Genomic DNA, 24,896 nt, shown 5'->3' with positions numbered 1-24,896 from the left:
GGTCGGGGCCGGATGGGCGATGAACGTACTGATCAACAGGGCGATCCAGTGTTTCTTGCGGGATGTCTGGGGCATGGGCGTCTGGTGCGATGTCGCGCGGGCGGCCGGACTGTCGCCGCGCGGGTTCGAACCCCTGCTCGACTATCCGGCCGACCTGACGCATCACCTGCTGGCGGCGGCATCGGTCCGGCTGAACCGCGGGCGCGACGACCTGCTGGAAGATCTGGGAACCTATCTCGTATCGCACCCCTCCCGTGCCGCCGTGCGGCGGCTTCTGCGCTTTGGCGGCATCAGTTTCCACGATTTTCTCCAGTCGCTCGAAGATCTGCCTGCCCGCGCGCGCCTCGCCCTGCCGGAACTGGCCTTGCCGGACCTGCGGCTGGAACACCCGGCGGCAGACCTTTTCCGCCTGTCCATCGCGCCCGGTTTCATCGGGGCCGGGCCGGTCGCGCTGGGTCTGTTGCGGGCGATGGCCGACGATTACGGCGCACTCGTCCTGCTGGAGCCGGAGGGGATGGATACCGATGGCGCGGCCGTTCTGACAATCCGGCTGCTCGACGCCACCCATGGCGAAGGGCGCGCTTTCGTGCTGGGGGCGCTGTGACGACCTTTCCGTTCGAACTCTGCCCCGAAGCCCTGCTGCGGCTGATGCCCATGCACCTTGCCCTTGATCACGACGGGCTGATCCTGTCGGCCGGGGCCACGCTGAACCGTTTGATGGGCGAAGGGGGGCTTGTCGGTGCGCGCTTTGCAGATCACTTCGATCTCCGACACGAGGCCGGGGCTGCCACGGTTCCCGGCCTTCTCGCCACAAGCGGGGCGCGTCTGCAACTGGGTGCGCGCGGTCGGGCCGATCTGGCCTTTCGAGGTCTGGCCGTGCCGATGGGGCCGGGGGAGGGGGCGCTGGTCAACCTGTCCTTCGGGATCGGCGTGGTCGAAGCCGTCCGTCGCTTCGCCTTGACCGAGGCGGATTTCGCGCCGACCGATCTCACCGTCGAACTGCTCTACCTGTATGAGGCGAAAACCGCCGTGCTGGATGAGTTGCGCGCGCTGAACGCCCGGCTTCAGGGCGACAAGGTGGTGGCCGAAGAGCAGGCCCTGACCGATGCGCTGACAGGCCTGCGCAACCGGCGCGGATTGGACCTTGCCGCCGAGGTGGTGGCTGACCCCGATTTCGCGCTGGTGCATCTGGACCTCGACCTGTTCAAGCAGGTGAATGACGAGATGGGCCATGCCGCGGGTGATCATGTGCTGCTCGTCGTCGCCCGGATCCTGCGCGAGGAAAGCCGCAAAGGCGATACCGTCGCGCGCATCGGCGGGGATGAGTTCGTGATCCTGATGCCGGGACTGACCGATCCCGCCGCCGCCCTGACGCGGGTGGAGCGGATCATCGCCCGCCTGTCCGAACCGATCGACTATGCCGATGCGCAGGCCCGGATCGGGGCCAGCGCCGGGGTTGTCCTGTCCTCCACGGCCGACGGCGCGGATATGACACGGCTTCTGGCGCAGGCCGATGCGGCGCTTTACGTGGCAAAGCGCGCCGGGCGCGGGCGGGCCTTTCTCTGGGGGCCGGACATGGCGGTGGAATGACGGCGCCGGATCATGGCCGAACCACCCCGCGCAGGATCAACGCCCCGCGGCGTTGCGCGCGGGCGGATATTCGCCACCAATTCCGCAGCAACGGGACAGGCTTGCCGCCATTGTGACATGGTTTGGAAACGATGCGTGCGGGATACGCCACCGGGGCATCGAACACGCCACCTCCTGCTCGGGGATCTTTTGCCATGCGCCTGCTCTGCACCGCGTCTGCAGCCTTGTGCCTTGTGCTTGCCACCGGCGCGCCTTCCGCTGCAAGCGAAGGGGGTGTTCCGCCCTTCCTCCCCGCCAAGCAGACAGCACCCGCCCCCGACGGTGCGGCAAAGCTTTGCCAGACCTACCCCTGGGCCTGCGCGGGCAAACTGGCCGCCAACGCCACCGAGGGCGCGCTTCTGGACGTGGCGGCCGACATCAACCGAAAGGCCAACGCCACCATCCCGGCCATATCGGATCAGGCGCAATATGGCCGGGCCGAGCATTGGTCCCTGCCCGGCGATCTTGGCGGCGATTGCGAAGATTATGTCCTCTACAAGAAGCAGGCGCTGATCGCGGCGGGCGTTCCGGCACGCAGCCTGCTCATCGCCGTCGTTCTTGACCGGCGCGACAGCCCCCACGCCGTCCTGATCCTGCGGACCGAGGCAGGCGATTACGTGCTGGATAATGTAACCGATCGGATCCTGCCTTGGGCGCGCACCGGATACACCTTCATCTCCATGCAGAACCCCGACAATCCGGCGCGCTGGGTGATGGTGTTCGAACAGGCCCCCCGCCGTCTTGCCGCTGGCATCGGCCTGCAAACCGGCAATGTGACTACAGCCATGGATTGAAAAAGGCGCCCCGGCATGACCCGGGGCGCCTTGGCTCATCAGCGGATGCCGATCAGGCCGCCAGATCGTAGCGATCGGCGTTCATCACCTTGGTCCAGGCGGCAACGAAGTCCTGCACGAACTTGTCGCGGTTGTCGTCTTGCGCATAGACCTCGGCATAGGCGCGCAGCACCGAGTTGGACCCGAACACCAGATCGACCCGCGTGGCGGTGTGCTTTACCGCACCCGTCGCCCGGTCCACGATGTTATAGCTGTTCCGCCCCGTCGGCACCCACTTGTAGGCCATGTCGGTCAGCGTGACGAAGAAGTCATTCGTCAACGCACCCGGACGGTCGGTGAACACGCCATGGGCGCTGCCGCCGGCGTTGGCACCGATCACCCGCAGGCCGCCCAGAAGGACCGTCATCTCCGGCGCGGTCAGGCCCATCAGCTGTGCGCGGTCCAGAAGCAGCTCTTCCGGCTGAACGGCAAAGTCCTTCTTCACCCAGTTGCGGAAGCCGTCGGCGACAGGCTCCAGCACGGCAAAGGCCTCGACATCCGTCATCTCCTGCGACGCATCGCCCCGGCCCGGCGCGAAAGGCACCGTCACCGAAACACCCGCTGCCTTGGCGGCCTGCTCGATGCCCAGATTGCCCGCCAGCACGATCACATCGGCCAGCGACGCGCCGGTGGCGGCCGCGATCGGCTCCAGCACCGCCAGCACGCGCGCCAGACGGGCAGGCTCGTTGCCTTCCCAATCCTTCTGCGGCGCAAGCCGGATGCGCGCGCCATTCGCGCCGCCCCGATAGTCGGACTGGCGGAAGGTGCGGGCGCTGTCCCATGCGGTGGCAACCATGTCGGCCACCGACAGACCCGCCGCCGCGATCTTGGCCTTCACCGCCGCCACGTCATAGGCGGCGTTGCCTGTCGGCACCGGATCCTGCCAGATCAGATCTTCCTTCGGTACATCCGGCCCGATGTAGCGCACCCGCGGCCCCATGTCGCGATGGGTCAGCTTGAACCACGCCCGCGCAAAGGTTTCCGAAAAATAGGCCGGATCGGCATAGAACTTCTCCGAGATCGCGCGATAGGCCGGATCGACCTTCATCGCCATATCGGCATCGGTCATCATCGGCATTCGGCGGATGGACGGATCTTCCACATCCACCGGCTTGTCCTCTTCCTTGATCCCGACGGGTTCATACTGCCACGCACCGGCCGGCGATTTCACCAGCTTCCAGTCATGGTTCAAAAGCAGGTGGAAATAGCCGTTGTCCCACTGCGTCGGATGGGTGGTCCATGCGCCTTCGATGCCCGATGTCACGGTGTCGCGGCCCACGCTGCGGGTGGTGTGGTTCATCCAGCCCAGGCCCGCTTCGGCGATATCCGCCCCTTCCGGCGACGGGCCAAGGTTTTCGGCACGCCCATTGCCATGGGCCTTGCCCACGGTATGGCCCCCGGCGGTCAGCGCGACGGTTTCCTCGTCATTCATCGCCATCCGGGCAAAGGTTTCGCGGATCATCCCCGCCGTCTTCATCGGGTCCGGCTGGCCGTTCACGCCTTCGGGGTTCACATAGATCAGGCCCATGTGAACGGCGGCCAGCGGGTTCTCCAGCGTGCTGGGATCGTTCAGGTCGGCATAGCGGTTCTCCGACGGCGCCAGCCACTCGGTCTCCGACCCCCAGTAGACGTCCTTCTCGGGCGCCCAGATATCCTCGCGTCCAAAGGCGAAGCCATAGGTCTTCAACCCCATGCTCTCATAGGCGACCGTGCCCGCAAGGATCATCAGGTCGGCCCAGCTGATGCGGTTGCCGTATTTCTTCTTGATCGGCCACAGCAGGCGGCGGGCCTTGTCGAGGTTGGCGTTGTCCGGCCAGCTGTTCAGGGGCGCAAAACGATGGTTGCCCGTGCCCGCGCCGCCCCGGCCATCGGCCACGCGGTAGGTGCCGGCCGAATGCCACGCCATGCGGATCATCAGGCCGCCGTAATGGCCCCAATCCGCCGGCCACCAGTCCTGGCTGTCAGTCATCAGCGCGTGCACATCGCGCTTGATCGCGTCGAAATCCAGCTTCTTGACCTCGTCACGATAGCTGAAACCCTTGAGAGGATTGGACTTCGTGTCATGCTGATGCAGGATGTCGAGGTTCAGCGCCTTGGGCCACCAATCCATCACCGTCTTGCCGGTGGTCGTCTGGCCGCCGTGCACCACGGGGCATTTGCCAACGTCGTTTCCGTCCATTTCGCTCTCCATCTCGTTGCAGCTGGAGGCAGGTGCGGCTGCCCCACGGGATGACCCATGGGCCGCAAGGGAACCTGCCGGAATGGAATCGTTCTAACACTCCTGCCTGATTAGTTTAAGTTGGATTTTCTGATTGTCATGATAAGTTCACGTTATGATAAACCTGACGCTCCGCCAGTTGCGCTATTTCGATGCCCTTGCCCGCCACGGCCATTTCGGCCGCGCCGCCGAGGCCTGTTCCATTTCGCAACCCGCCCTGTCGATGCAGATCCGCGAGATGGAAGAGGTGCTGGGCTCCGATCTCGTGGAACGCGGCGCGCGGCAGGTCCGGCTCACCAATTTTGGCGAAGAGGTGCTGCATCGCGCCCGCGACATCCTGCGCAGTGTCGATGAACTGTCCGACATGGCGCGCGCGGCGCGCGGCAGCCTGTCGGGGCGCCTGCGCATCGGGGTGATCCCGACGATCGCGCCCTATCTCCTGCCGGCCATCATCGCGCGGCTGACCGAAGCCAACCCCGATCTCGACATCCACCTGCGCGAAACCGTCACGCCGAAACTGATCCGCGAACTCGAAGAGGGGCGGCTCGACACCGCCATCGTGGCCCTTCCCGTCTCGGAACCCGCCCTGACCGAGGTTGACCTTTTCGCCGAGGATTTCGTCCTCGTCCGCCCCGGTGCGGATGCCGAAAAGCCGGTCCCCAATCCCGAAACCCTGCGCGAGATGCGGCTTTTGCTGCTGGAAGAGGGGCATTGCTTCCGCGATCAGGCCCTTTCCTTCTGCTATGCCGGGCAGGCCGCGCCCCGCGAATTGCTGGATGGCAGTTCGCTCTCCACGCTGGTGCAGATGGTGGGCGCAGGAATCGGCGTCACGCTGATCCCCGAAATGGCCGTGGCCGTGGAAACCCGATCGGCCCATGTCGCCATCGCCCGCTTCAACGGCACCCAACCCTCGCGCCGGATCGGCATGGTCTGGCGCCGCACCTCGCCCCTGTCCAAGCCGCTGATGCAGGTGGCCGATATAGTCCGCGCCGCGGGCCTTGCCCAACGCATGGGTCACACCCCGCCCTGACCTGCCCCTCCCCGGGATCCGGCTACCGCTTCATCTTGGCCCAAATACCCAATTGCCACGGCTGGTTCGGGGCACGGCGCCGGGGCAGGGGGGGCCGCCGTCGTATCTCAGCTTTCCATCACCCGATAGGCCCCGTTCCAGTACAGCAGCGCCCCGGCACCGGCGGTGGTGCGGATCGCCCGCACCCGCCCGATTAGGATGGAATGGGTGGCCCGGTCGATCATCTCTTCCAAGGTGCAATCAAAGGCCGCAGGCGCCCCTTTCAACAGCCGCGCCCCCGTCACCGCGGTTTCCCACTCCGCCCCTTCATACCGCGCCGGGCCGCGCACACCGCCAAAGCCCGAAAAGCGTTCCGCCACCGGCTGATGCACGGCGCCCAGCGCACTCCACCCGAAATGGCCATAGCGGGCGAACAGCGGATGGCTCGACGCGGATCGGTTCACGCAGGCCAAAAGCAGCGGCGGCTCCGCCGAAAGCGACGTGGCCGATGTCACGACAAGCCCCGTCGCCTCGTCCCCCTCGCCCACAGTGATAAGGCTGCAATGGCCCACAAAGCCACGCATCGCATCGCGAAATACCTTGCCGTCCGGTTCGGTCATCTGACCCGCTCCTGTCCATCTCATGCCGCCCCATCGACGGGGCCTTGCTGCGGGAGATAGGGGAACTCGCCGGCATAATCGACCAAGTAAAGCGCCGTTTCGTGTGAAACCTGTTGTGCAACCGCTCACATGTCTCTGCCGCGCGCCGCAAAACAGGGCGGAACGGGGCCTTGGTGGACGCCGACGGCAAACCGTATGGGGCGACGCCCGCGATCAACCCTGTTCATCTTTTGGGAAAGTGGCAGCCCGTAGGGGAGTCGAACCCCTCTTCCCAGGTTGAAAACCTGGTGTCCTAACCGATAGACGAACGGGCCACTGTCGGTGGGCGGCTGTCTAAAGCCGGGCAGGGTGACTCGCAAGGGGAAAATTGTCCTTGCCCGTCACTCTCATCCACGCAGGCCCGGTCAGGCCCGCGCCGCGTCTTCCAGTCGCAACTGCACCTTGGTCTTGCCGTTCCACTGGTTCAACTCCAGCCGCCCCGCCAGATGGAACCGCTGATGCCCCCCTTCCAGCAGCGCCGGGCCGAGCGGGCCGTCAAAGGCCCCGAAGGCGACGCCATCCAGCTTTACCCCCGATCCGTCCCCAAAGGTGACCCGCAGGTGATTTTCCCCGATCCGCCGCGCGCTCACGGCCATCCCGGCAAAGGCAAAGCGCGGCGCGGGCGAGGCCGCGCCGAAGGGCCCGGCCTCTTCCAGCCGGTCCACCAGATCGCGGTCGGCGGCGCCGGGCATCAGCAGACCATCCAGCCGCAGGTCCGCCGGGCCGGCCGTTCCCGCGCCCTGCCGCGCCAGCAGATCGGACAGCCGCGCCATCGCCTCTTCCAGCCGGTCCTCGGCCACGGTCAGCCCGGCCGCCATGCGATGCCCGCCGCCCTTGATCAACAGCCCCTCCGCCGCCAGCCGATGCACCGAAGCCCCCAGATCAACGCCCGAAATCGACCGCCCCGATCCCTTGCCAACCCCGCCATCCAGCCCGATGACCACCGCAGGGCGGTTCGTCGCCTCCTTCAACCGGCTGGCCACGATGCCCACCACGCCCGGATGCCATCCTTCGCCTGCCGCCCAGACCAGCGGCGCATCCAGACCGCGCGCCTCGGCCTGCGCCAGCGCCGCGTCACGCACGCGCATCTCGATCTCGCGCCGCTCGGTATTCAGCTCGTCCAGCCGCGCCGCCAGCGCCTGCGCCTCGGCCTCATCCTCGGTGAACAGAAGCCGCGCCCCCAGATCCGCCGCGCCGATCCGCCCTCCCGCATTGACCCGCGGCCCCAGCAGGAAGCCCAGCGCATAGGTGTTGGGGGCCGCATCCATCCGCGCGATATCGGCCAGCGCGCGCAGACCCACCCGCTCGCGCCGGGCCATCACCCGCAGCCCCTGCCGCACCAGCGCCCGGTTCACCCCGATCAGCGGCGCCACATCCGCCACCGTCGCCAGCGCCACCAGATCCAGCAGGTCGATCAGGTTCGGCCCCTGCACGCCTTCGGCGCGCAGCTGCCGGTTCGCTTCGACCAGCATCAGGAACACCACCGCCGCCGCGCAGAGATGGCCCAGCGTGCCGTCCTCATCCTGCCGGTTGGGATTGACCACTGCCAGCGCGGGCGGCAGCACTTCGCCCCCCAGATGGTGATCCAGCACCACGACATCCGCGCCCTTCGCAACTGCCGCCGCGATGGGCTCATGCGACAGGGTCCCGCAATCGACGCAGACGATCAGACGGTGGCCTTCTGCCAGGGTCGCCATGGCAGGCACATTCGGCCCATAGCCTTCGTCGATCCGGTCGGGGATATAAAGCGTGGCGCCATGTCCCATCGCCCGCAGCCAGACCATGAGCAGGGCCGCCGAAGACCCCCCATCCACATCGTAATCGGCAAAGACCGCGATCCGTTCGCGCCCCTTCAGCGCCCGCAGGAACCGCGCGGCGGCAGGCCCCATGTCACGCAAGGACAGGGGATCGGGCAGCAGGTCACGCACCAGCGGATCAAGATAGGCCGCGCAATCCTCAGGCGCGACCCCGCGCTTCACCAGCGTGTGGCAAAGGGCAAGCGGCAGGCGCGTCACCTGCGCCATGGCCTCGGCCAGACGATCTTCGTCGGCGGTGGGGCCAATCCACCGCCGCCCGGTCAGCGAGGTTTCGACATTCAGAAAGGCGCGTTGCATCATTCCGCCTTACCTGTCGCAAAGCCGGCAAGGCCGCAAGTCCCGCGCGCCAAGCTGAAAGCCCGGTCACTTCACCGGGCTGCGATAGCTCACCCGGCGGACCGATCCGGTCTTGGACCGCATCAGGATCGTCTCGGTCGTCACCCAGCCCGGCTCACGCTTGATCCCCGCCAGAAGCGATCCGCTCGTCACCCCGGTCGCGGCAAAGATCACATCGCCCCGCACCAGATCATCGCGCGTATAGACACGGTCGAAATTGGTGATCCCGGCCTTCTTCGCGCGTGCGCGCTCATCCTCGTTGCGGAACAGGAGCTTGCCAAAGAACTGCCCGCCCATGCATTTCAGCGCCGCCGCCGCCAGCACCCCCTCGGGCGCGCCGCCCGATCCCATATACATGTCGATGCCCGTCACCTCGGGTTCTGCACAATGCATCACCCCCGCCACGTCGCCATCAGTGATCAGCCGGATCGACGCGCCGGTTGCACGGATTTCCTTGATCATCTCCTCATGCCGCGGGCGTTCCAGCACGCAGACGGTGATGTCCTCGGTCGAACAACCCTTCGCAGCAGCCAGGGCCGAGACGCGCTCGCCCGGACTCATCGACATGGTGACGGTGCCGGGCTTGTAGCCAGGGCCGATGGCCAGCTTTTCCATGTAGACATCCGGCGCATGCAGCAGCGTGCCGCGCGGGGCCATGGCGATCACCGTCAGCGCGTTCGGCATGTCCTTCGCCGTCAGCGTCGTGCCTTCCAGAGGGTCCAGTGCGATGTCGACAGCGGGGCCGTTCCCCGTGCCGACCTTTTCGCCGATATAGAGCATCGGCGCCTCGTCCCGCTCGCCCTCGCCGATCACGACAACGCCTGCGATTTCAAGCAGGTTCAGCTGGTCGCGCATCGCGTTAACGGCGGCCTGATCAGCTGCCTTCTCATCGCCCCGTCCGATCAGCTGCGCACTGGCCAGAGCCGCCGCCTCCGACACCCGGGCGAGCCCGAGCGAGAGGAGGCGATCCTCGAATTCCTGCTTGTCGGCCATGCTCTTGCGCTCCCTGCGGCTGTCCCCTTGCGCTTTGGTTATCGAAGGGGGCAGGCCGGGGCAAGCATGGTCACGCTAACAACGGGCCTCTTCATGGGATGCGCCTCCGTCGGGTCAGCTGACGGGACGAAAATTCTTCGACGAAGAATTTTCTCAACACTGGCCCCCGACGGGGCCAGTGGGCAAATTTTCCGCCGGAAAATTTGCAGCTTGGGAAAACTATTCGTCGAAAAGTTTTCTGCCCGGCGTCAGACTTCCTCGATGCGGATCGCGACCGGCGCGCCCATCACCACGCCTGTCTCTGCAAAGCGCGAAAGGGCATAGGCGATGTCGGCAGGGGCGGCCTTGTGCGTCACGATCAGGACGATCGCCTTGTCATCGGCCTCGCCAGCCTGATTGATCTGGCGCATCTGGTCAATCGAGATGCCGGCCTCGCCCAGACAGGTGGCCACCTTGGCCAGAGCGCCGGGTTTGTCGAGCAGCGTCATCCGCAGGTAGTAAGGGGCCGGTGTCGCCGCCTTGGCCGGGACCGGATCGACCAGCGTTGCCGCCGGCTGTCCGAAAGTCGAAAGCCGCAGACCGCGCGCGATGTCGATCACGTCGCCCATCACCGCGCTGGCGGTCGGTCCCTCGCCCGCGCCAGGGCCGCGCAGCACGATCTGGCCCACGCTGTCGCCTTCCAGAACGACCATGTTGGTGCCGCCCTGCAACTGCCCCAGCGGGCTGTCGGCCGGCACGAGGCAGGGCGTCATCCGCTGCTCCAGCCCCCGCCCCGTCATCTGCGCCACGCCCAGAAGCTTGATGTGATAGCCCATGTCGTCGGCCATCCGGATATCTTCGATCGACACGTTGCCGATCCCCTCCAGTTCGACATGGTCAAAGCTGACCTTGGTGCCAAAGGCGATGGCGGCCAGCAGCGAAAGCTTGTGGCCCGCGTCGATGCCGCCCACATCGAGGTTCGGGTCGGCCTCCAGATAACCCAGCTGCCGCGCTTCTTCGAACACCGTCTCATAGGGCAGACCGGCGTTCTGCATCCGGGTCAGGATGTAGTTGCACGTCCCGTTCATCACGCCCATCACGCGGCGCATCCGGTTTCCGGCCAGCCCCTCGGTCAGGGCCTTGATCACCGGGATTCCACCGGCGACGGCGGCCTCGAAGCGGATCACCCGGCCCGCCGCTTCCGCTGCAAGGGCGAGGGCCTGCCCGTGATGGGCCAACAGGGCCTTGTTGGCCGTAACCACATCCTTGCCCGCCGCGATCGCGGCCTCGGTCGCGGCCTTGGCCGGGCCCTCATGGCCCCCCATCACCTCGACGAACACATCCACATCGTCGCGCCGCGCCAGTGCAACGGGATCGTTTTCCCACGCATAGCCGGACAGATCAGCATCCCGGTTGCGGCCGCGGTCCCGGGCCGAAACGGCGGTGATCACCACCGGGCGGCCCGCGCGCAGGGCGATCAGATCGGCATGTTTCTGCACGATCTTCACCACGCCGATGCCCACGGTTCCCAGACCGGCAAGACCAAGGCGAAGGGGCGCGGGCATGGGGTTCTCCATAAAGCTGTCGGGCATCCTGCCCCTTAGCCTGTCAGGCACGGGCTTGCAACGCGCCGCTGCCGGGCAGCGTCACGGTGTGGCCTGCGCCCGTGTCCGCAGGGCCGCCCCGCGCGCCGAAAGCGCGGCCGCCGCTTCGGCGTCAAGCCGCGCGCTGTCGCCTGTCAGCAGCTCTTCGATGGGCAGAAGCGCGGGCGTCGGCGCGGGTTCGGCCTGCCGCAGAAAGCCCGGCTCCGTGCATCCTGCGAGCGCGGCAAGCGCCACCGCGCAGAGCGCGGGGCGGGCAAGGCTTAGGGCAGGGCGGTGGCGCATCACATCAGGCTCCAGACGGCAGGCCATATCCTATCCCCGTCCGGGCGCGGAAGCCAAGGCCCGCGCCCGCCCCCCGTTCAATGCGCGGGCCGGATGAAGGTGCCGTTCTTCAGATCGGCCATCGCCTGCCGGATCTCGGCCTGCGTGTTCATCACGATCGGCCCGTGCCAGGCCACGGGTTCCTGGATCGGCGCGCCGGAAATCAGCAGGAAGCGGATGCCATCCGGCCCGGCCTGCACCGTCACCTCGTCGCCTGTGCCGAACTGGATCAGCGTGCGGTCACCCGACATGTCGCGGATGTTCACCTCCTGACCCATCACCTCTTTCTCCAACAGCACGCCGCGCGGGCGGCTGGCATCGCGGAAATCGCCCTTCCCCTCGAAGACATAGGCGAAGGCGTGGCGATAGGTATCGACCTTGAAGGTCTTCTTCCGATGGGGCGGGACGTAGATATCCAGATATTGCGGATCAGCGGCGATCCCGTCCACGGGGCCGGTCTTGCCCCAGAAGGACCCGACGATCACCTTCACCACGGTGCCGTCATCATCCATGATTTCTGGGATGTCCTTGCCTTTCACGTCCTGATAGCGCGGCGCCGTCATCTTCAGGCTGGACGGAAGGTTCGCCCACAGCTGGAACCCGTGCATCTGCCCCTTCGCATTTCCGCGCGGCATCTCCTGATGCAGGATACCCGACCCTGCGGTCATCCATTGCACATCGCCGCCCTTCAGCAGGCCGTGATTGCCCAGACTGTCGCCATGCTCCACGGCACCCGCCAGCACATAGGTGATCGTCTCGATCCCCCGGTGAGGGTGCCAGGGAAAGCCGCGCATGTAATCGCGCGGGTCTTCGTTGCGGAAGTCGTCGAACAGAAGGAACGGGTCCATCCGGCTTGGGTCGCCAAAGCCGAAGGCGCGGTGCAGATGCACCCCCGCCCCCTCATAGGTCGGCTGGGCGCGGTCTTCCTGAACGACGGGACGGATGGACATTCGGGCCTCCTGCTACACGGACACATGGAAGGTAGGGCATGCAAAAGGGGCGGACAACGCCGCCCCTCGCAGAACCTATGTGCGTCTTTCGAAGAACGGCGTCCCCCGCGCCTCAGCAGGACACCCCTGTCAGGCAGAGCGTCGGCAGGAAGCGCGGGCGCATCGCCACCGTCTCGTTGATCGTGTCGATCTCAAGGATTTCGGTGACCGGGCTGTAGGGGACCACAACCTCGAAGACCACCATGTTCGACCCTATGGCCATCATGGGGATATCACCCTCGATCTGGTTTAGCGCGGTCTCGGTCAGCGGCGGCATCACATTGGCCGGCGAAAAGGACCACAGCACATCCAGCCCCTTCAATCCCAAAGGACCGTCCGACACCCGCCGGATGCTGGTCACGCGGATCCGGGCATCTTCGCCGATCAGATATTCCAGCGTCCGTTCCAGACCCGTCAGGAAGGCCGGCGTCGCGGGGATCATCTCGCGCGACAGCATGTCCGATACGGCATAGGCGCCCTTCTGCACGCGGTTCTGGGTCTGATAGGCGTCCCAGAAAGCGAAAAAGCCCGTCATCCCCATGGCCATCACCGGCACGATGAACATCGTCTCCGCCAGCAGCGTGCCCGATGTATCCGTCCCGAAACGGCGCAGCGCGCCCTTGATGCTTTCCTTCGCGGAAGACAACAACATCTTCATGGTTCTGCCCTCCTCAGCTCGGTTCGTTCACATAGACAGACGCGATGGACAGCGCATAACCGCCCTGCGCATCAAGCTGGATCGGCAGGGCCGAGCTTGAGGTCGGGAACATCGCATCCACCGTCACGCAGACGCGGATCAGCATCAGGTCGTTCTGCTGGCCCGGCGTGATCTGCGTAACCGGCTGGATCACCTCGTCATCGCGGGTCACGCAGGGTTCGTCCTCATCGGGCATGACGAATGTCGCGCGGTTGATCTCGCGGATGTCCACGGCCGTGTTCTCAAAGCAGTTCTCTACCAGGAAGACACGGTTGCAGATTTCGCGGCGCAGCAGTTCGGCATTGGGGTTCGCATACTGGCCCAGTCGCAGCGACCGGATCACCATGTCGGCGGCGCGGTCGATGCTCGACCAGCGCGACATCATCATGCCGATCTCCAGCGTTGCCACGAAGATCGAAAACAGCAACGGCACCAGGATCACGAATTCGACGGTAGACGTTCCGTCCTCGTCCCGCTTGTAGCGATGGAAAAGCTTTGACATGCGCATCAGTTCACAAGCCTCAGCTGCGTGATGTTCGTGGCGATCGCCTGGAAGGCGGCGTTAAGCTGGTTCGTGCTGGTCGAGTTGAAGAAATGTCCGTCCGACGAGGCACAGCCCTTCACCGCATTGATGCCGCGCGTGGGCGCCGAGAAGGCGATCCCGTAGATCAGCACACCCTGTTGCTTGGTCAAGGTGCAGATCTGCTGCAGTTCGGCATCCATCGCAGGGGTCGATTTGTCATCACCGCGCTGCGTGCGGAAGTTGCCGTACCAGGTAGAGTACTGGCTGCTGCGGGTGGAGCTGCTGGTGCCAAGAGCCCGGGCATACATATGCCACGCCGTCCAGCTGACGTTCAATTCCTGCCAGACCTGTTGCCAGGTCATCCGCGTGCCACTGCTCCACGCGGTCGAACGCCACTGGCCCGCGCCATCATTGGTATGCGGCACCCAGAATTGGTTGGCCCCGGCCGATGCAGGCCGACCCGAGGTGAACTGGATGGAATAGTTGCCATCCGTCCCCTTGAAGATGGGCGAGTCACCCACACGGTACGCATCGTTCAGCCGCACATCGCCAAAGTTTTCGCCGTCGGTCATCAGCACGACGATCTTCAGCGCGTCCCGCTTGGTATAGTCGAACGGGCGGTCACGGAACTCCGGCGGGATCGTGCCGGCATCGACATATTCATTCACTACGGTGCGGAACTGCGGGTCCAGCAGCGCACCACCCCATTTCATGCCCGCGTTGATCGATGTCGCACCGATCGCGACCAGGTTGTCGATATAGGTATGCATGGCAGAAATGCTGTCATCCTGCAGGCGCACCACGTTCACCGAAGACGGCGGACACCACACGTTGCCCTGGTTGGGTGTGCGGCCATTCGTGGAATGGGTGGTGGGGAAACTGCTCAGCGAGGTGAACGCATCCGCCCATCCCGTGGCGGGCATCGCCAGGGTGCGGGAAATCCCGGTGTTGTTGTAAACCGACGACGGCATGTCGACGCAGTTCACCGTCCGCATGTCACCGTTGACGGTGGTTGTCAGGCCCGACGCATGGGTCACGTTGAACTTCGTGCGCAGCGACGAACCAAGGTTCACCTGCCCGTTATACGGCACGATCGCGATCGAGATGCGGTTCGTATTGTTGGCCAGAACCGTGCTGACAAAGTTCTTCGCCGAAGTCTTGAGCGATGAAAGCTTGCTGCCCTCCATCGAGCCCGACACGTCCAGCACCAGCACGATCTCGATATTCGTCGCGCGCTGTTCGGCGACGGACCGGGCGTTCACGTCGATCACATCGACGCCTGATGCATGCATGAACATGGTCTCAAGCGAGATTTCGCCCTTCACCTCCACCGACCGCTGACCGGCGCTGTTGGTGACCTTCACCTCGGTCAGATGCGGCAGCAGGCCGTCGCGATCCACGCAATCGCGCACCACGGTCGCCGGATCCAGCGTCTGGCGCAGGGCGGCCGCATTCAGCGCGCAGCGGTCCAGCGATTGCGACAGCGCCGTGCGGCGGTTCTCCGTCCGCATCAGATCGACGGCCATGCCGCTCATCAAAAAGAAGGTCGCAAAAAGGAACAGACCGAAGACGAGCAGCGAGCCGTCCTCGCCACGGCGGAACCGAAGCAGGGTTCGACCAAGAAGTGAGAGGACAATCCTACGCATGAAACCCGATCCCATTATCGTTGCACGTCTGTCCGGTCGCCCGGTCAGCCGTTCCGTCTTGCCCCCGCTTTGGTGTGCGGGAAGCCCCGACTTCCTGCAAGGAAGCGTTAACTTTCGGCGGTATGAGCGGTATTCCGCCGAAACACTCGGCCAAATCCCGCCATGATTGTGGCGATCCCGCAGACAGTGCTTTCCGCGCACTGCGCAGCGCACCGCCCGCTGATTCGCAGGCCGCTGCCCTTGCCAGAATGGCGCTGGTCCGGCGCTGGATATGATGCTTCGTCATTTGCCGCCCTTTCCGGGGCCATCCAAACGGATTGGACATCGCCCCAAGTTGGCATTTCTTAACCATCCGGCTGGGCAGGATTGCGGCAGGATTGGGAAAGATTGGCGCGATTATTCTTGAATTTCGCAAGGATCGGGGCGAACCGGCCCCTTTGCTTCACATGGCCGTAGTCAAGGACAGGGCAGAGTAGTTTCTGCCTCTGGCGCGCACCCTGCCGGTCCGTGCTAGCGTGATCTTGGGGACGCGCCCCCCTCTTCGGCGCGATAGGGAGGAAGGCATGCTACATTCTGGTGAACCGAGCTTTCGGGAATCCGTCGATCTGATGTTCAACCGTGCGGTGCGGCTGATGGATCTCAGCCCCGGGCTGGAGCAGAAGATCCGCGTCTGCAACTCGACCTACACCGTCCGGTTCGGGGTGCGCCTGCGCGGCAAGATCGAAACCTTCACCGGCTACCGCTCGGTCCATTCCGAACATATGGAACCCGTCAAGGGCGGCATCCGCTACGCCCTCTCCGTCAGCCAGGACGAGGTCGAGGCGCTGGCCGCGCTCATGACCTACAAATGCGCGCTCGTCGAAACCCCCTTCGGCGGATCGAAAGGCGGCCTGTGCATCGACCCGCGGCAATGGGACGAACATGAACTGGAACAGATCACCCGCCGCTTCGCCTATGAACTCATCAAGCGCGATCTGATCCATCCGGCGCAGAACGTGCCCGCCCCCGACATGGGCACGGGCGAACGCGAAATGGCCTGGATCGCCGATCAATACGCCCGCATGAACACCACCGACATCAACGCCAAGGCCTGCGTCACCGGCAAGCCGCCCCATGCCGGCGGCATCCAGGGCCGGGTAGAGGCGACGGGGCGGGGCGTGCAATACGCGCTGCGCGAATTCTTCCGCCACCCGGCCGATGTGGCCAAGGCGGGCCTTGCGGGCAAGCTCGACGGCAAGCGCGTGATCGTGCAGGGCCTGGGCAATGTGGGCTATCACGCCGCCAAGTTCCTGTCGGAAGAGGACGGCGTCCGCATCACCGCCATCATCGAACGCGATGGCGCGCTGCTTGCCGATGCGGGGCTCGATGTCGAAGCGGTGCGCCAGCACCTCTCCACCACCGGCGGGCTCAAGGGTTTTGCGGGCGCGCAATATGTCGAAGACGGCGCCGCGGTGCTGGAACAGGCCTGTGACATCCTGATCCCCGCCGCCATAGAAGGCGTGATCCACAAGGGCAACGCCCCCCGGATCCAGGCCCCCCTGATCGTCGAGGCCGCGAATGGCCCCGTCACCTTCGGCGCCGATGAAATCCTGCGCGCCAAGGGCGCCGTCATCATCCCCGACATGTATGCCAATGCAGGCGGCGTGACGGTCAGCTATTTCGAATGGGTCAAGAACCTGTCCCACATCCGCTTTGGCCGCATGCAGCGCCGCGCCGAAGAGGCGCGTCACCACCTGCTGGTGGACGAACTGGAACGGCTGTCCGCCGACAAGGGGCTGGGCTGGACCCTGTCGCCGGGCTTCAAGGAAAGCTACCTGCGCGGGGCAGGGGAGCTGGAGCTTGTCCGCTCCGGCCTCGACGATACGATGCGCACCGCCTATCAGGCCATGCGCGAGGTCTGGCACAGCCGCCCGGATGTCGAAGACCTGCGCATGGCCGCCTATATCGTGTCGATTGGTCGCGTGGCCCAGACCTACCGCTCCAAGGGGCTGTGATCCGGGGGGGCGGTGGGTGAACCCGCGCCGGGGCGGCGCGGAACCACCCACCCTACGCCTCACCCTGTGTCCCCACCTTGTGCCACGGTTTCGCGCTCTGACAAGGCGCTGGCCGCCTGTCCGAAAAGCGACATGATGGTGTCGGCTGCGGCAATGGCTTCGCAGGGCGGGGGTTGCATCCTCCGCCCCGCGGCGCTTTGCTGGGCGCGCTTCGCGAACGGGACAGGTGGGATGCGCTACTCCGGGCTAAAGGTCATCACCGAAGGGCTTTTCGGCAACAAGGGCTGGAAACCCGCATGGCGCGATCCGGCGCCCAAGGCCGAATATGACGCCATCATCATCGGCGGCGGCGGCCATGGCCTGTCCACCGCCTATTACCTCGCCAAGAACCACGGGCTGACCAACATCGCCGTGCTGGAAAAGGGCTATCTCGGCTCTGGCAATATCGGTCGCAACACCACGATCGTGCGCGCCAACTATTTCCTGCAGGGCAATTCGGAATTCTACAGCCATTCGATGAAGCTCTGGGAAGGGCTGGAGATCGACCTCAACTACAACGTGATGCACTCGCAGCGCGGCCTCATCAACCTGTTCCATTCCGACGGCCAGCGCGATGCCTTCGTCCGGCGCGGCAATTCCATGATCAATCAGGGCGATGACGCGATCCTGCTGGACCGCGAAGGCGTGCGCGAGATGCTGCCCTATCTCGATTTCGAACAGACGCGCTTTCCGATCTATGGCGGGCTCTACCACCCGCGCGGCGGTACGGCGCGGCACGATGCCGTGGCCTGGGGCTATGCGCGGGCGGCCGACAAGCGCGGCGTGGACCTGATCCAGAATTGCGAAGTGACGGGGGTCGACATCGAGAATGGCCGCGTCACGGGCGTGCAGACGACGCGCGGCGCGATCAAGGCCCGGAAGGTGGGGATCGTGGTCGCAGGTCGGTCATCCCAGGTCGCCGCCATGGCCGGGATGCGCCTGCCGATTGAATCCCACATCCTGCAGGCCTTCGTCACCGAAGGGCTCAAACCCGTGATCGACCATGTCGTCAGCTTCGGCATGGGGCATTTCTACATCAGCCAGTCCGACAAGGGCGGCCTCGTCTTTGGCGGTGACCTCGATTTCTACGCCTCCTATGCCAGCCGCGGGAACCTGCCCATGGTGGAGCATGTGATGGAGGCGGGCATGACGCTCATGCCCATGATCGGGCGGGCCAAGGTGCTGCGCTCTTGGGGCGGCATCATGGACATGTCGCCCGACGGATCGCCCATCATCGACAAGACCCATGTCGATGGCCTGTTCATCGACTGCGGCTGGAACTACGGCGGCTTCAAGGCCGTGCCCGCCTCGGGCTGGTGCATGGCCCATCTCATGGCGACCGGCGAAAGCCATCCCGTCGCCGCGCGCTTCAAGCTCAACCGCTTCGCCACGGGCCATATCCTCGACGAGGAAGGCACGGGCAGCCAGCATAACCTACACTGATCATGCTTCCATTCCGTCGCCAGCGCCCCGCATCCAACTGCGCCTCCGGCGGGGGTATTTTTGCCAAGATGAAGCCTGCCCCCTTCATCTTGGCCCAAATACCCCGGGGTGAGGCTGAAGGCCGAGGGGCAGCGCCCCTTTGCGCCCGCGACGCCTGCGACCACCGCCTGCAAGGAAAGACCTGCCCATGCGCCTGACCTGTCCGCTGTGTGGCGAACGCGACCGCCGCGAATTCTATTACTACGGGTCGGAGGATTACCTGAACCGCCCCGCGCCGGACGCCGCCCCGCAGGCCTGGGATGACTATCTGCACAACCGCGACAACCCTGCCGGGGTGACGCGCGATCTGTGGTATCACGACATGGGATGTTCAAGCTGGCTGGTCGTCACCCGCAACACGGTGACGCATGATATTCTCGCCGTCGAAGCGGTGGCCGACCGCAAAGGCGGTGCGGCATGAGGCTCGCGGGAAAGGGTCTGATCGACCGCAGCACGCCCGTCACCTTCACCTTCGACGGGCGCAGCTATCAGGGCTATCGCGGCGACACGCTCGCCTCGGCCCTGCTGGCCAACGACGTCCGCCTTGTCGGGCGCAGCTTCAAGTACCACCGCCCGCGCGGCATCCTGACCGCAGGATCCGAAGAACCGAACGCGATGGTGGAAATCCTCGAGGGCAACCAGCAGACGCCCAATGTCCGCGCCACCGTGCAAGAGGTGTTCGACGGCCTGCAGGCGCGCAGCCAGAACCGGTTTCCGTCGCTGAAGTTCGATCTTCTGGGCATCAACAATCTGGCCGCCCCCTTCCTGTCGGCGGGGTTCTATTACAAGACCTTCATGTGGCCGCGCCCGTTCTGGGAAAAGCTCTACGAGCCGCTCATCCGCCGCGCGGCGGGCTTGGGCAGCCTGTCGGGCCGGCATGACGAGGCGCAGTATGAAAAGGCCTGGGCCTTTTGCGACCTCTTGGTGATCGGCTCGGGTCCGGCGGGCCTGATGGCGGCCTGGACGGCGGCACAGGCCGGTGCCGACGTCATCCTTGCCGAGGAAGACGCCCGCATGGGCGGGCGGCTGGTGTCGGACAACCTCCGCGTCGATGGTCAGCCCGGCGCGGACTGGGTGGAGGCCCTGCTCGACGATCTCAAGGCCATGCCCAACGTCCGCCTGATGCCCCGCACCACCGTGACCGGCGCCTATGACGACGGCACCTATGGCGCGCTCGAACGCGTGGGCCTGCACCGCGCCCCCGCCCCGCACCTGCCGCGCGAATGTTTCTGGCGGATCGTGGCCGGGCAGACGGTGCTTGCCGCAGGCGCGCTGGAACGCCCCATCGCCTTCCCCGACAATGACCGCCCGGGCATCATGCTGGCCTCCGCCCTGCGCAGCTACCTGCACCGCTACGGCGTGGTGCCGGGTAACCGCATCACCCTGATCGCCAACAACGATGCCGCCCGCGCCACCGCCCGCGATCTGATGGCGGCGGGCGTCAAGGTGGTGGCGATCCTCGACACCCGGCCCGATGCCACCGCTCTGGAAGATTGCCCGGTCTATCTGAACGCCCAGATCACCGGGACGGCAGGCCACCTTGGCCTGACCGCGATCACCTTCCGACATGCTGGCGGCACGGCCACGCTCGAGACCGACTGCCTTGCCATGTCGGGCGGCTGGAACCCCACTGTCCACCTGACCTGCCACATGAACGGCCGCCCCCTCTGGCGCGAGGATATCGCGGCCTTCATCCCGGCCGAGGGCGCGGTGCCGCGCCTCACCCCGGCCGGGGCCTGCAACGGCACCTTCTCCACCGCAGGCGCCTTCCGCGACGGGCTGGCCGCTGCCCATACAGCGCTGGCCGCGCTGGGCAGACCGGCGCCGGACATGGCGCTCCCCATGGCGGAGGATGCCCCCTATACGATCACCCCCTTCTGGCAGACGCCGGGGGTTGAGGGGCGCCAATGGCTCGATTTCGCCAATGACGTCACGACCAAGGATGTGAAGCTCTCCGCGCAGGAAAACTTCCGTTCGGTCGAACACATGAAGCGCTACACGACCCAAGGCATGGCCCCCGATCAGGGCAAGAATTCCAACGTGGCCGCGCTGGCCGTGCTGGCCGATGCCACCGGGCGGGGCATCCCGCAGACCGGGACCACGACCTTCCGCCCGCCCTTCGTGCCCACCTCCATCGCCGCGATGGGGGCAGGCGGGCGGGGGGCTGGCTTTGCGCCACAGCGTTTCCTCACCTCCGATCAGGCCAGCCGTGACCGCGGCGCGCCGATGATCGAGGCGGGGCTGTGGTACAGGCCAAGCTATTTCCCCAAACCCGGCGAGAAGACCTGGCTCGAGGCCTGCAACCGCGAAGTCACCATGGTGCGCGAAAGCGTGGGCGTCAGCGATGTGTCCACCCTCGGCAAGATCGACATTCAGGGCCGCGACGCTGCCCGCTTCCTCGATCTGGTCTATACCAACACCTTCTCCACCCTGCCCGTGGGCCGGGTGCGCTATGGCCTGATGCTGCGCGAAGATGGCCATGTGCTGGATGACGGCACCACCGCCCGGCTGGCTGAGCATCGCTACCTGATGACGACGACCACCGCCGCGGCGGGCCTTGTGATGCGGCATCTCGACTTCGTGCATCAGGCCTTCTGCGCCGATTGGGATGTGCGCTTCCTCTCTGTCACCGAAGCCTGGGCGCAATTCGCCATCGCCGGGCCGCGCGCGCGCGACCTTCTTGCCACGCTCCTGGGTGCCGCGCCGGACCTGCCCTTCATGGGGGTCACCGATGTCAGCCTCGGGTCCACGCCCGCGCGGCTGTTCCGCATCTCCTTCAGCGGGGAAGAGGGCTATGAACTGGCCGTCCCCACCCGCTATGGCGAGGCGCTGTTCCGCGATCTGGTGGCGCGGGCGGAAACCATGGGGGGCGGCCCCTACGGGATGGAGGCGCTCAACGTCCTGCGGATCGAGAAGGGCTTCATCACCCATGCCGAAATTCACGGGCGCACCACCGCCTTCGACATCGGCATGGAAAAGATGGTGAGCGCCAAGAAAGACTGCATCGGCAAGGCCGCGGCCGCCCGCCCCGGCATGATCGGGCCGGACAGGGAGCAACTCGTCGGCCTGCGCGCCAGTTCCGCGATGACGGCGGGCGCCCATCTCTTCACGCCCGGTGACAAGGTTCATCGCGAAACCGATCAGGGTTACATCACCTCGGTCTGCTGGTCGCCCACACTGTCGGCCCATCTGGCGCTGGCCTTCGTCAAGGATGGCCGCGCACGGCATGGCACGCGGATCCGTGTGGTCGATCACCTGCGCAAGATCGACGTGCTGGCCGAGATCACCGATCCGGTGTTCCACGACAAAGAGGGGGCAAAGCTCCGTGCCTGAACTCATTGCCAAGTCGGCCCTTGCGGGCCACGCCCCCGTGACGCGGCTGCAGACCACACTCGCCGAAGGCAGCGCCGCGCCGATCACATCCGTCGCGCCCTATCCGGGGCGGATGGACCGGGTCAACGCGGCGCTTGCGCCCTTGGGTCTGGCCTTCCCGGCCCCGAACGGCCAGACGCGGCAAGGCGCGGCCCGCCTGATCTGGACCGGGCGCGATCAGGCCTTCCTGATCGGCGCCCCTGCGCCGGACGGGCTGGCCGATCACGCGGCGCTCACCGATCAGACGGATGGCTGGGCCATCCTCACCCTGACCGGACCTGTGGCGGAAGCGACCCTGATGCGCCCTGTGCCGCTCGACCTGCGGCTGGGGGCCTTTCCGCCCCTGCGGACCGTGCGCGCACCGCTCAACCACATGCAGGCGATCCTCACCCGCACCGCGCCCGACGCGTTCGAGATCATGGTCTTCCGCTCCATGGCGCGCACGGCGTGGGGTGAACTGACCGAAGCGCTGGAGGTTCTGGCCGCCCGGGCGCAGACCGCCTGACACCTGCGCCCCGGACCAGCCCCCGGGGTTTCACCCCGGACCCCAGGGTATTTGGGCCAAGATGAAGACCGGCTACTTGATCTTGGGAACGAGTGCCCTCCGTGCCCGGAGGGGCAGCCTCACGCGCGCGGAATGACCCCTGAACCGGCCCCGCAGCGCGGGCGGGAAAAGGCCCCTGCGCCGATGCGCCGCCCGCTTGATCACTGGACAGCCGCCGCCCCGCGCCCGATATAGGGATCATGTCCCTGCCGCCCGGATTCCTCGACGAACTCCGCACCCGTGTCTCGCTCTCGCAGGTCGTGGGGCGCAAGGTCACGTGGGACATGCGCAAGTCCAACATGGCCAAGGGCGACTGGTGGGCCCCTTGCCCCTTCCATCAGGAAAAATCGGCCAGCTTCCATGTCGATGACAGGAAGGGCTTCTATTACTGCTTCGGCTGCCATGCGAAGGGCGACGCGGTCACCTTCATCAAGGAAAACGACAATGTCGGCTTCATGGAGGCGGTGGAAATCCTCGCCCGCGAGGCCGGGATGCAGATGCCCGCGCGCGACCCGAAGGCGGCTGAGAAGGCCGACCGCCGCACCCAGCTGGCGCAGGTGATGGAAGAGGCGGTGAAATGGTTCCGCCTGCAGCTGAAGACCTCGGCCGCCGCCGCCGCCCGCGCCTATCTGGATCGTCGCGGCCTGCCCCCCGCCGCGCAGGACCGCTGGGAGATCGGCTTCGCCCCCGACGCCCGTCAGGGCCTGTTCCAGGCGCTGACGCAAAAGGGCATCGCCCCCGATCTGATCGTCGATGCGGGCCTTTGCGCCCGCCCCGATGACGATGGCACGGGGCGCCGGGGTGGGGCGCCCTATGACCGCTTCCGCGATCGCATCATCTTTCCCATCCGCGATGCGCGCGGCCGCGCCATCAGCCTGGGCGGGCGGGCGATGGATCCCAATGCGCGGGCCAAATACCTCAACGGTCCGGAAACCGACCTCTTCGACAAGGGGCGCAACCTCTACAATCAGGGTCCCGCGCGCGAGGCGGCCGGCAAGGGCCAGCCCCTGATCGTGGCCGAGGGCTACATGGACGTGATCGCCCTGTCCGAGGCGGGCTTTCGCGCCACCGTGGCCCCCCTTGGCACCGCCGTGACCGAGGATCAGCTCCGCCTGCTGTGGCGCATCCATGACGAGCCGATCATCGCGCTGGATGGTGATGCCGCGGGCATCCGCGCGGCGCTGCGGGTGATCGACCTTGCCCTGCCGCTGCTGGAGGCGGGCAAGGGCCTGCGCTTCGCCATCCTGCCCCAGGGGCTTGACCCCGACGATCTGATCCGCGCCCAGGGCGCGCCCGCGATGCAAAAGGTGATCGACGCCGCCCAGCCCATGGTCAACCTGCTCTGGCGGCGCGAGACCGAGGGAAAGGTCTTCGACAGCCCCGAACGCAAGGCCGCGCTCGACAAGACCCTGCGCGCCGCGCTGGGCCGCATCACCGATCCCTCCATCCGCGCCCATTATGGCGAGGATATCAAACGCCTCCGGCTGGACCTGTTTGGCCAGAACGCCCAGCCCTTCCGTCCTTACACACCCCGCCAGCCGGGCGCAGGTCCGGCAGGGGGTCGCAGCATGGCCTTCCAGCCCGTGGCGCCCCTGCCAAGCACGCGCCAGTCGCTGCTGGCCACCGCCGCCACCACCGCCACCGCCGTGGAAGAGGCGCTGCGCGAGGCGGTCATCCTCGCCACGCTGATCGCCCATCCCGCGCTGATCCACCGCTTTGAGACCGCGCTGGAAACGCTGGACTGCACCGGCGACGGCCACGCCCTTCTCCGCGATCTGCTGCTGGCCCATGTCGATGACCCCGATCCCCGCGCCCGGATCGCCGCCGCCGCGCCCGCCCCGCTTGACGCGCTGCTCGCCCATCCCCATGTGCGTAATGCGCCCGCCCTCTTGGACCCCGCCGATCGTGAACGCGCCGAGTTTGCCCTCGCGCAGGATTTCTTCATCCTGCAGGCCGAACGCGGACGGCGGCGCGAGATCGAGGAGGCCGCGCAAGATATCGAAGGCGTCGTCGATGAAGGCCTGACATGGCGCATCGCCAAGGCCAACGAGGCCCGGGCCGAGGCGCATCGCGGCCCGCAGGCCAAGACGGGCGAGGCGGTCATCTCGGCCAACGGCGTTGCGCTTGACAAGGAGGAACTGGAAGAGGCGCGAAAAGTGTTCGACAGCATCCGCTTCGATCGCCCCTCGCGCCGCAACTGACCCGGACTATC

The 24,896-nt window shown here is 66.1% G+C and carries 20 protein-coding genes and 1 tRNA gene; 10 read left to right on the top strand and 11 right to left on the bottom strand.

Annotation, left to right across the window (positions count from 1 at the left end):
• Positions 1–19: 19 nt before the first annotated feature.
• From GU920_RS02520 to GU920_RS02510, 3 genes are all read left to right on the top strand, one after another.
• Positions 20–604 (top strand): heme NO-binding domain-containing protein, encoded by a 585-nt coding sequence (locus tag GU920_RS02520; RefSeq protein WP_161765398.1) that lies wholly within the window; start codon positions 20–22, stop codon positions 602–604.
• The gene (locus tag GU920_RS02515) at positions 601–1,590 is read left to right on the top strand and encodes a GGDEF domain-containing protein (RefSeq protein ID WP_328799225.1); all 990 of its coding nucleotides are present in this window, start codon (positions 601–603) and stop codon (positions 1,588–1,590) included. Before GU920_RS02520 ends, GU920_RS02515 begins: the two co-directional genes overlap by 4 nt.
• Before the next feature lie 233 nt (positions 1,591–1,823).
• On the top strand, positions 1,824–2,423 hold the full coding sequence (locus GU920_RS02510; RefSeq protein WP_328799240.1) for a transglutaminase-like cysteine peptidase: 600 nt from the start codon (positions 1,824–1,826) through the stop codon (positions 2,421–2,423).
• Between the two features lie 52 nt (positions 2,424–2,475).
• Here the strand turns inward: GU920_RS02510 and katG are convergent, their stop codons facing one another.
• Positions 2,476–4,641: a catalase/peroxidase HPI gene (katG, locus tag GU920_RS02505; protein ID WP_161765396.1), complete on the bottom strand. Its 2,166-nt coding sequence runs from the start codon at positions 4,639–4,641 to the stop codon at positions 2,476–2,478.
• A 154-nt stretch (positions 4,642–4,795) separates the two neighbouring features.
• On the opposite strand from katG, the gene GU920_RS02500 reads away from it, so the two are divergent.
• Positions 4,796–5,710 carry a LysR substrate-binding domain-containing protein gene (locus GU920_RS02500; protein ID WP_161765395.1) on the top strand — a complete coding sequence of 305 codons (915 nt, stop codon included), beginning with the start codon at positions 4,796–4,798 and terminating at the stop codon, positions 5,708–5,710.
• Between the two features lie 107 nt (positions 5,711–5,817).
• Here the strand turns inward: GU920_RS02500 and GU920_RS02495 are convergent, their stop codons facing one another.
• The 10 genes from GU920_RS02495 to GU920_RS02450 all read right to left on the bottom strand — a co-directional run bounded on the left by GU920_RS02495 (position 5,818) and on the right by GU920_RS02450 (position 15,253).
• Entirely contained in the window at positions 5,818–6,309 is a 492-nt protein-coding gene (locus tag GU920_RS02495; protein ID WP_161765394.1) for a flavin reductase family protein, read from the bottom strand.
• A gap of 239 nt (positions 6,310–6,548) precedes the next feature.
• A tRNA-Glu gene (locus tag GU920_RS02490) sits at positions 6,549–6,623 on the bottom strand.
• A gap of 90 nt (positions 6,624–6,713) precedes the next feature.
• Positions 6,714–8,462 (bottom strand): single-stranded-DNA-specific exonuclease RecJ, encoded by a 1,749-nt coding sequence (gene recJ, locus GU920_RS02485; protein WP_161766488.1) that lies wholly within the window; start codon positions 8,460–8,462, stop codon positions 6,714–6,716.
• A gap of 66 nt (positions 8,463–8,528) precedes the next feature.
• Positions 8,529–9,494 (bottom strand): class II fructose-bisphosphatase, encoded by a 966-nt coding sequence (gene glpX, locus GU920_RS02480; RefSeq protein ID WP_161765393.1) that lies wholly within the window; start codon positions 9,492–9,494, stop codon positions 8,529–8,531.
• Between the two features lie 248 nt (positions 9,495–9,742).
• Positions 9,743–11,038: a homoserine dehydrogenase gene (locus GU920_RS02475; RefSeq protein WP_161765392.1), complete on the bottom strand. Its 1,296-nt coding sequence runs from the start codon at positions 11,036–11,038 to the stop codon at positions 9,743–9,745.
• Between the two features lie 81 nt (positions 11,039–11,119).
• Positions 11,120–11,386: a hypothetical protein gene (locus GU920_RS02470; protein WP_235932999.1), complete on the bottom strand. Its 267-nt coding sequence runs from the start codon at positions 11,384–11,386 to the stop codon at positions 11,120–11,122.
• A 50-nt stretch (positions 11,387–11,436) separates the two neighbouring features.
• Positions 11,437–12,348, bottom strand: coding sequence for a pirin family protein (locus GU920_RS02465; RefSeq protein WP_161765391.1), 912 nt, complete (start codon positions 12,346–12,348; stop codon positions 11,437–11,439).
• 112 nt (positions 12,349–12,460) lie between these two features.
• A complete protein-coding gene (locus tag GU920_RS02460; protein WP_161765390.1) occupies positions 12,461–13,045 on the bottom strand; it encodes a TadE/TadG family type IV pilus assembly protein in 585 nt (194 codons plus the stop codon).
• A gap of 13 nt (positions 13,046–13,058) precedes the next feature.
• A complete protein-coding gene (locus GU920_RS02455; RefSeq protein WP_161765389.1) occupies positions 13,059–13,586 on the bottom strand; it encodes a TadE/TadG family type IV pilus assembly protein in 528 nt (175 codons plus the stop codon).
• Positions 13,587–13,591: 5 nt separating this feature from the next.
• Positions 13,592–15,253 carry a VWA domain-containing protein gene (locus GU920_RS02450; RefSeq protein ID WP_161765388.1) on the bottom strand — a complete coding sequence of 554 codons (1,662 nt, stop codon included), beginning with the start codon at positions 15,251–15,253 and terminating at the stop codon, positions 13,592–13,594.
• A 563-nt stretch (positions 15,254–15,816) separates the two neighbouring features.
• Between GU920_RS02450 and GU920_RS02445 the strand changes: the two genes are divergently transcribed.
• The 6 genes from GU920_RS02445 (at position 15,817) to dnaG (ending at position 24,885) form a co-directional block, all read left to right on the top strand.
• Entirely contained in the window at positions 15,817–17,247 is a 1,431-nt protein-coding gene (locus tag GU920_RS02445; RefSeq protein ID WP_161765387.1) for a Glu/Leu/Phe/Val family dehydrogenase, read from the top strand.
• A gap of 231 nt (positions 17,248–17,478) precedes the next feature.
• Positions 17,479–18,729 carry a sarcosine oxidase subunit beta family protein gene (locus tag GU920_RS02440; protein WP_161765386.1) on the top strand — a complete coding sequence of 417 codons (1,251 nt, stop codon included), beginning with the start codon at positions 17,479–17,481 and terminating at the stop codon, positions 18,727–18,729.
• A gap of 187 nt (positions 18,730–18,916) precedes the next feature.
• Complete coding sequence (locus GU920_RS02435) at positions 18,917–19,189, top strand: sarcosine oxidase subunit delta (RefSeq protein WP_161765385.1); 273 nt, start codon at positions 18,917–18,919, stop codon at positions 19,187–19,189.
• Complete coding sequence (locus tag GU920_RS02430) at positions 19,186–22,101, top strand: sarcosine oxidase subunit alpha family protein (protein WP_161765384.1); 2,916 nt, start codon at positions 19,186–19,188, stop codon at positions 22,099–22,101. The genes GU920_RS02435 and GU920_RS02430 overlap by 4 nt, the downstream gene beginning before the upstream one ends.
• Positions 22,094–22,645, top strand: coding sequence for a sarcosine oxidase subunit gamma (locus tag GU920_RS02425; RefSeq protein WP_328799224.1), 552 nt, complete (start codon positions 22,094–22,096; stop codon positions 22,643–22,645). The genes GU920_RS02430 and GU920_RS02425 overlap by 8 nt, the downstream gene beginning before the upstream one ends.
• A gap of 239 nt (positions 22,646–22,884) precedes the next feature.
• Positions 22,885–24,885, top strand: a complete 2,001-nt coding sequence (gene dnaG, locus GU920_RS02420; RefSeq protein ID WP_161765382.1) for a DNA primase — start codon at positions 22,885–22,887, stop codon at positions 24,883–24,885.
• Positions 24,886–24,896 lie beyond the last annotated feature (11 nt).

Source organism: Paragemmobacter ruber, from assembly GCF_009908315.1.
GTDB lineage: Bacteria > Pseudomonadota > Alphaproteobacteria > Rhodobacterales > Rhodobacteraceae > Paragemmobacter > Paragemmobacter ruber.
Note: the sequence above shows the minus strand (reverse complement) of the source record. Positions and strands in the feature narration are given on the sequence as shown.

What these genes read in the sequence shown, in the direction of transcription:
- GU920_RS02455 (WP_161765389.1), bottom strand. Translation starts at nt 13,586, where the DNA reads ATGTCAAAGCTTTTCCATCGCTACAAGCGGGACGAGGACGGAACGTCT.
- GU920_RS02500 (WP_161765395.1), top strand. Translation starts at nt 4,796, where the DNA reads ATGATAAACCTGACGCTCCGCCAGTTGCGCTATTTCGATGCCCTTGCC.
- GU920_RS02460 (WP_161765390.1), bottom strand. Translation starts at nt 13,045, where the DNA reads ATGAAGATGTTGTTGTCTTCCGCGAAGGAAAGCATCAAGGGCGCGCTG.
- GU920_RS02495 (WP_161765394.1), bottom strand. Translation starts at nt 6,309, where the DNA reads ATGACCGAACCGGACGGCAAGGTATTTCGCGATGCGATGCGTGGCTTT.
- recJ (WP_161766488.1), bottom strand. Translation starts at nt 8,462, where the DNA reads ATGCAACGCGCCTTTCTGAATGTCGAAACCTCGCTGACCGGGCGGCGG.
- dnaG (WP_161765382.1), top strand. Translation starts at nt 22,885, where the DNA reads ATGTCCCTGCCGCCCGGATTCCTCGACGAACTCCGCACCCGTGTCTCG.
- glpX (WP_161765393.1), bottom strand. Translation starts at nt 9,494, where the DNA reads ATGGCCGACAAGCAGGAATTCGAGGATCGCCTCCTCTCGCTCGGGCTC.
- GU920_RS02465 (WP_161765391.1), bottom strand. Translation starts at nt 12,348, where the DNA reads ATGTCCATCCGTCCCGTCGTTCAGGAAGACCGCGCCCAGCCGACCTAT.
- GU920_RS02520 (WP_161765398.1), top strand. Translation starts at nt 20, where the DNA reads ATGAACGTACTGATCAACAGGGCGATCCAGTGTTTCTTGCGGGATGTC.
- GU920_RS02470 (WP_235932999.1), bottom strand. Translation starts at nt 11,386, where the DNA reads ATGGCCTGCCGTCTGGAGCCTGATGTGATGCGCCACCGCCCTGCCCTA.
- GU920_RS02440 (WP_161765386.1), top strand. Translation starts at nt 17,479, where the DNA reads ATGCGCTACTCCGGGCTAAAGGTCATCACCGAAGGGCTTTTCGGCAAC.
- GU920_RS02450 (WP_161765388.1), bottom strand. Translation starts at nt 15,253, where the DNA reads ATGCGTAGGATTGTCCTCTCACTTCTTGGTCGAACCCTGCTTCGGTTC.
- katG (WP_161765396.1), bottom strand. Translation starts at nt 4,641, where the DNA reads ATGGACGGAAACGACGTTGGCAAATGCCCCGTGGTGCACGGCGGCCAG.
- GU920_RS02430 (WP_161765384.1), top strand. Translation starts at nt 19,186, where the DNA reads ATGAGGCTCGCGGGAAAGGGTCTGATCGACCGCAGCACGCCCGTCACC.
- GU920_RS02445 (WP_161765387.1), top strand. Translation starts at nt 15,817, where the DNA reads ATGCTACATTCTGGTGAACCGAGCTTTCGGGAATCCGTCGATCTGATG.
- GU920_RS02435 (WP_161765385.1), top strand. Translation starts at nt 18,917, where the DNA reads ATGCGCCTGACCTGTCCGCTGTGTGGCGAACGCGACCGCCGCGAATTC.
- GU920_RS02475 (WP_161765392.1), bottom strand. Translation starts at nt 11,038, where the DNA reads ATGCCCGCGCCCCTTCGCCTTGGTCTTGCCGGTCTGGGAACCGTGGGC.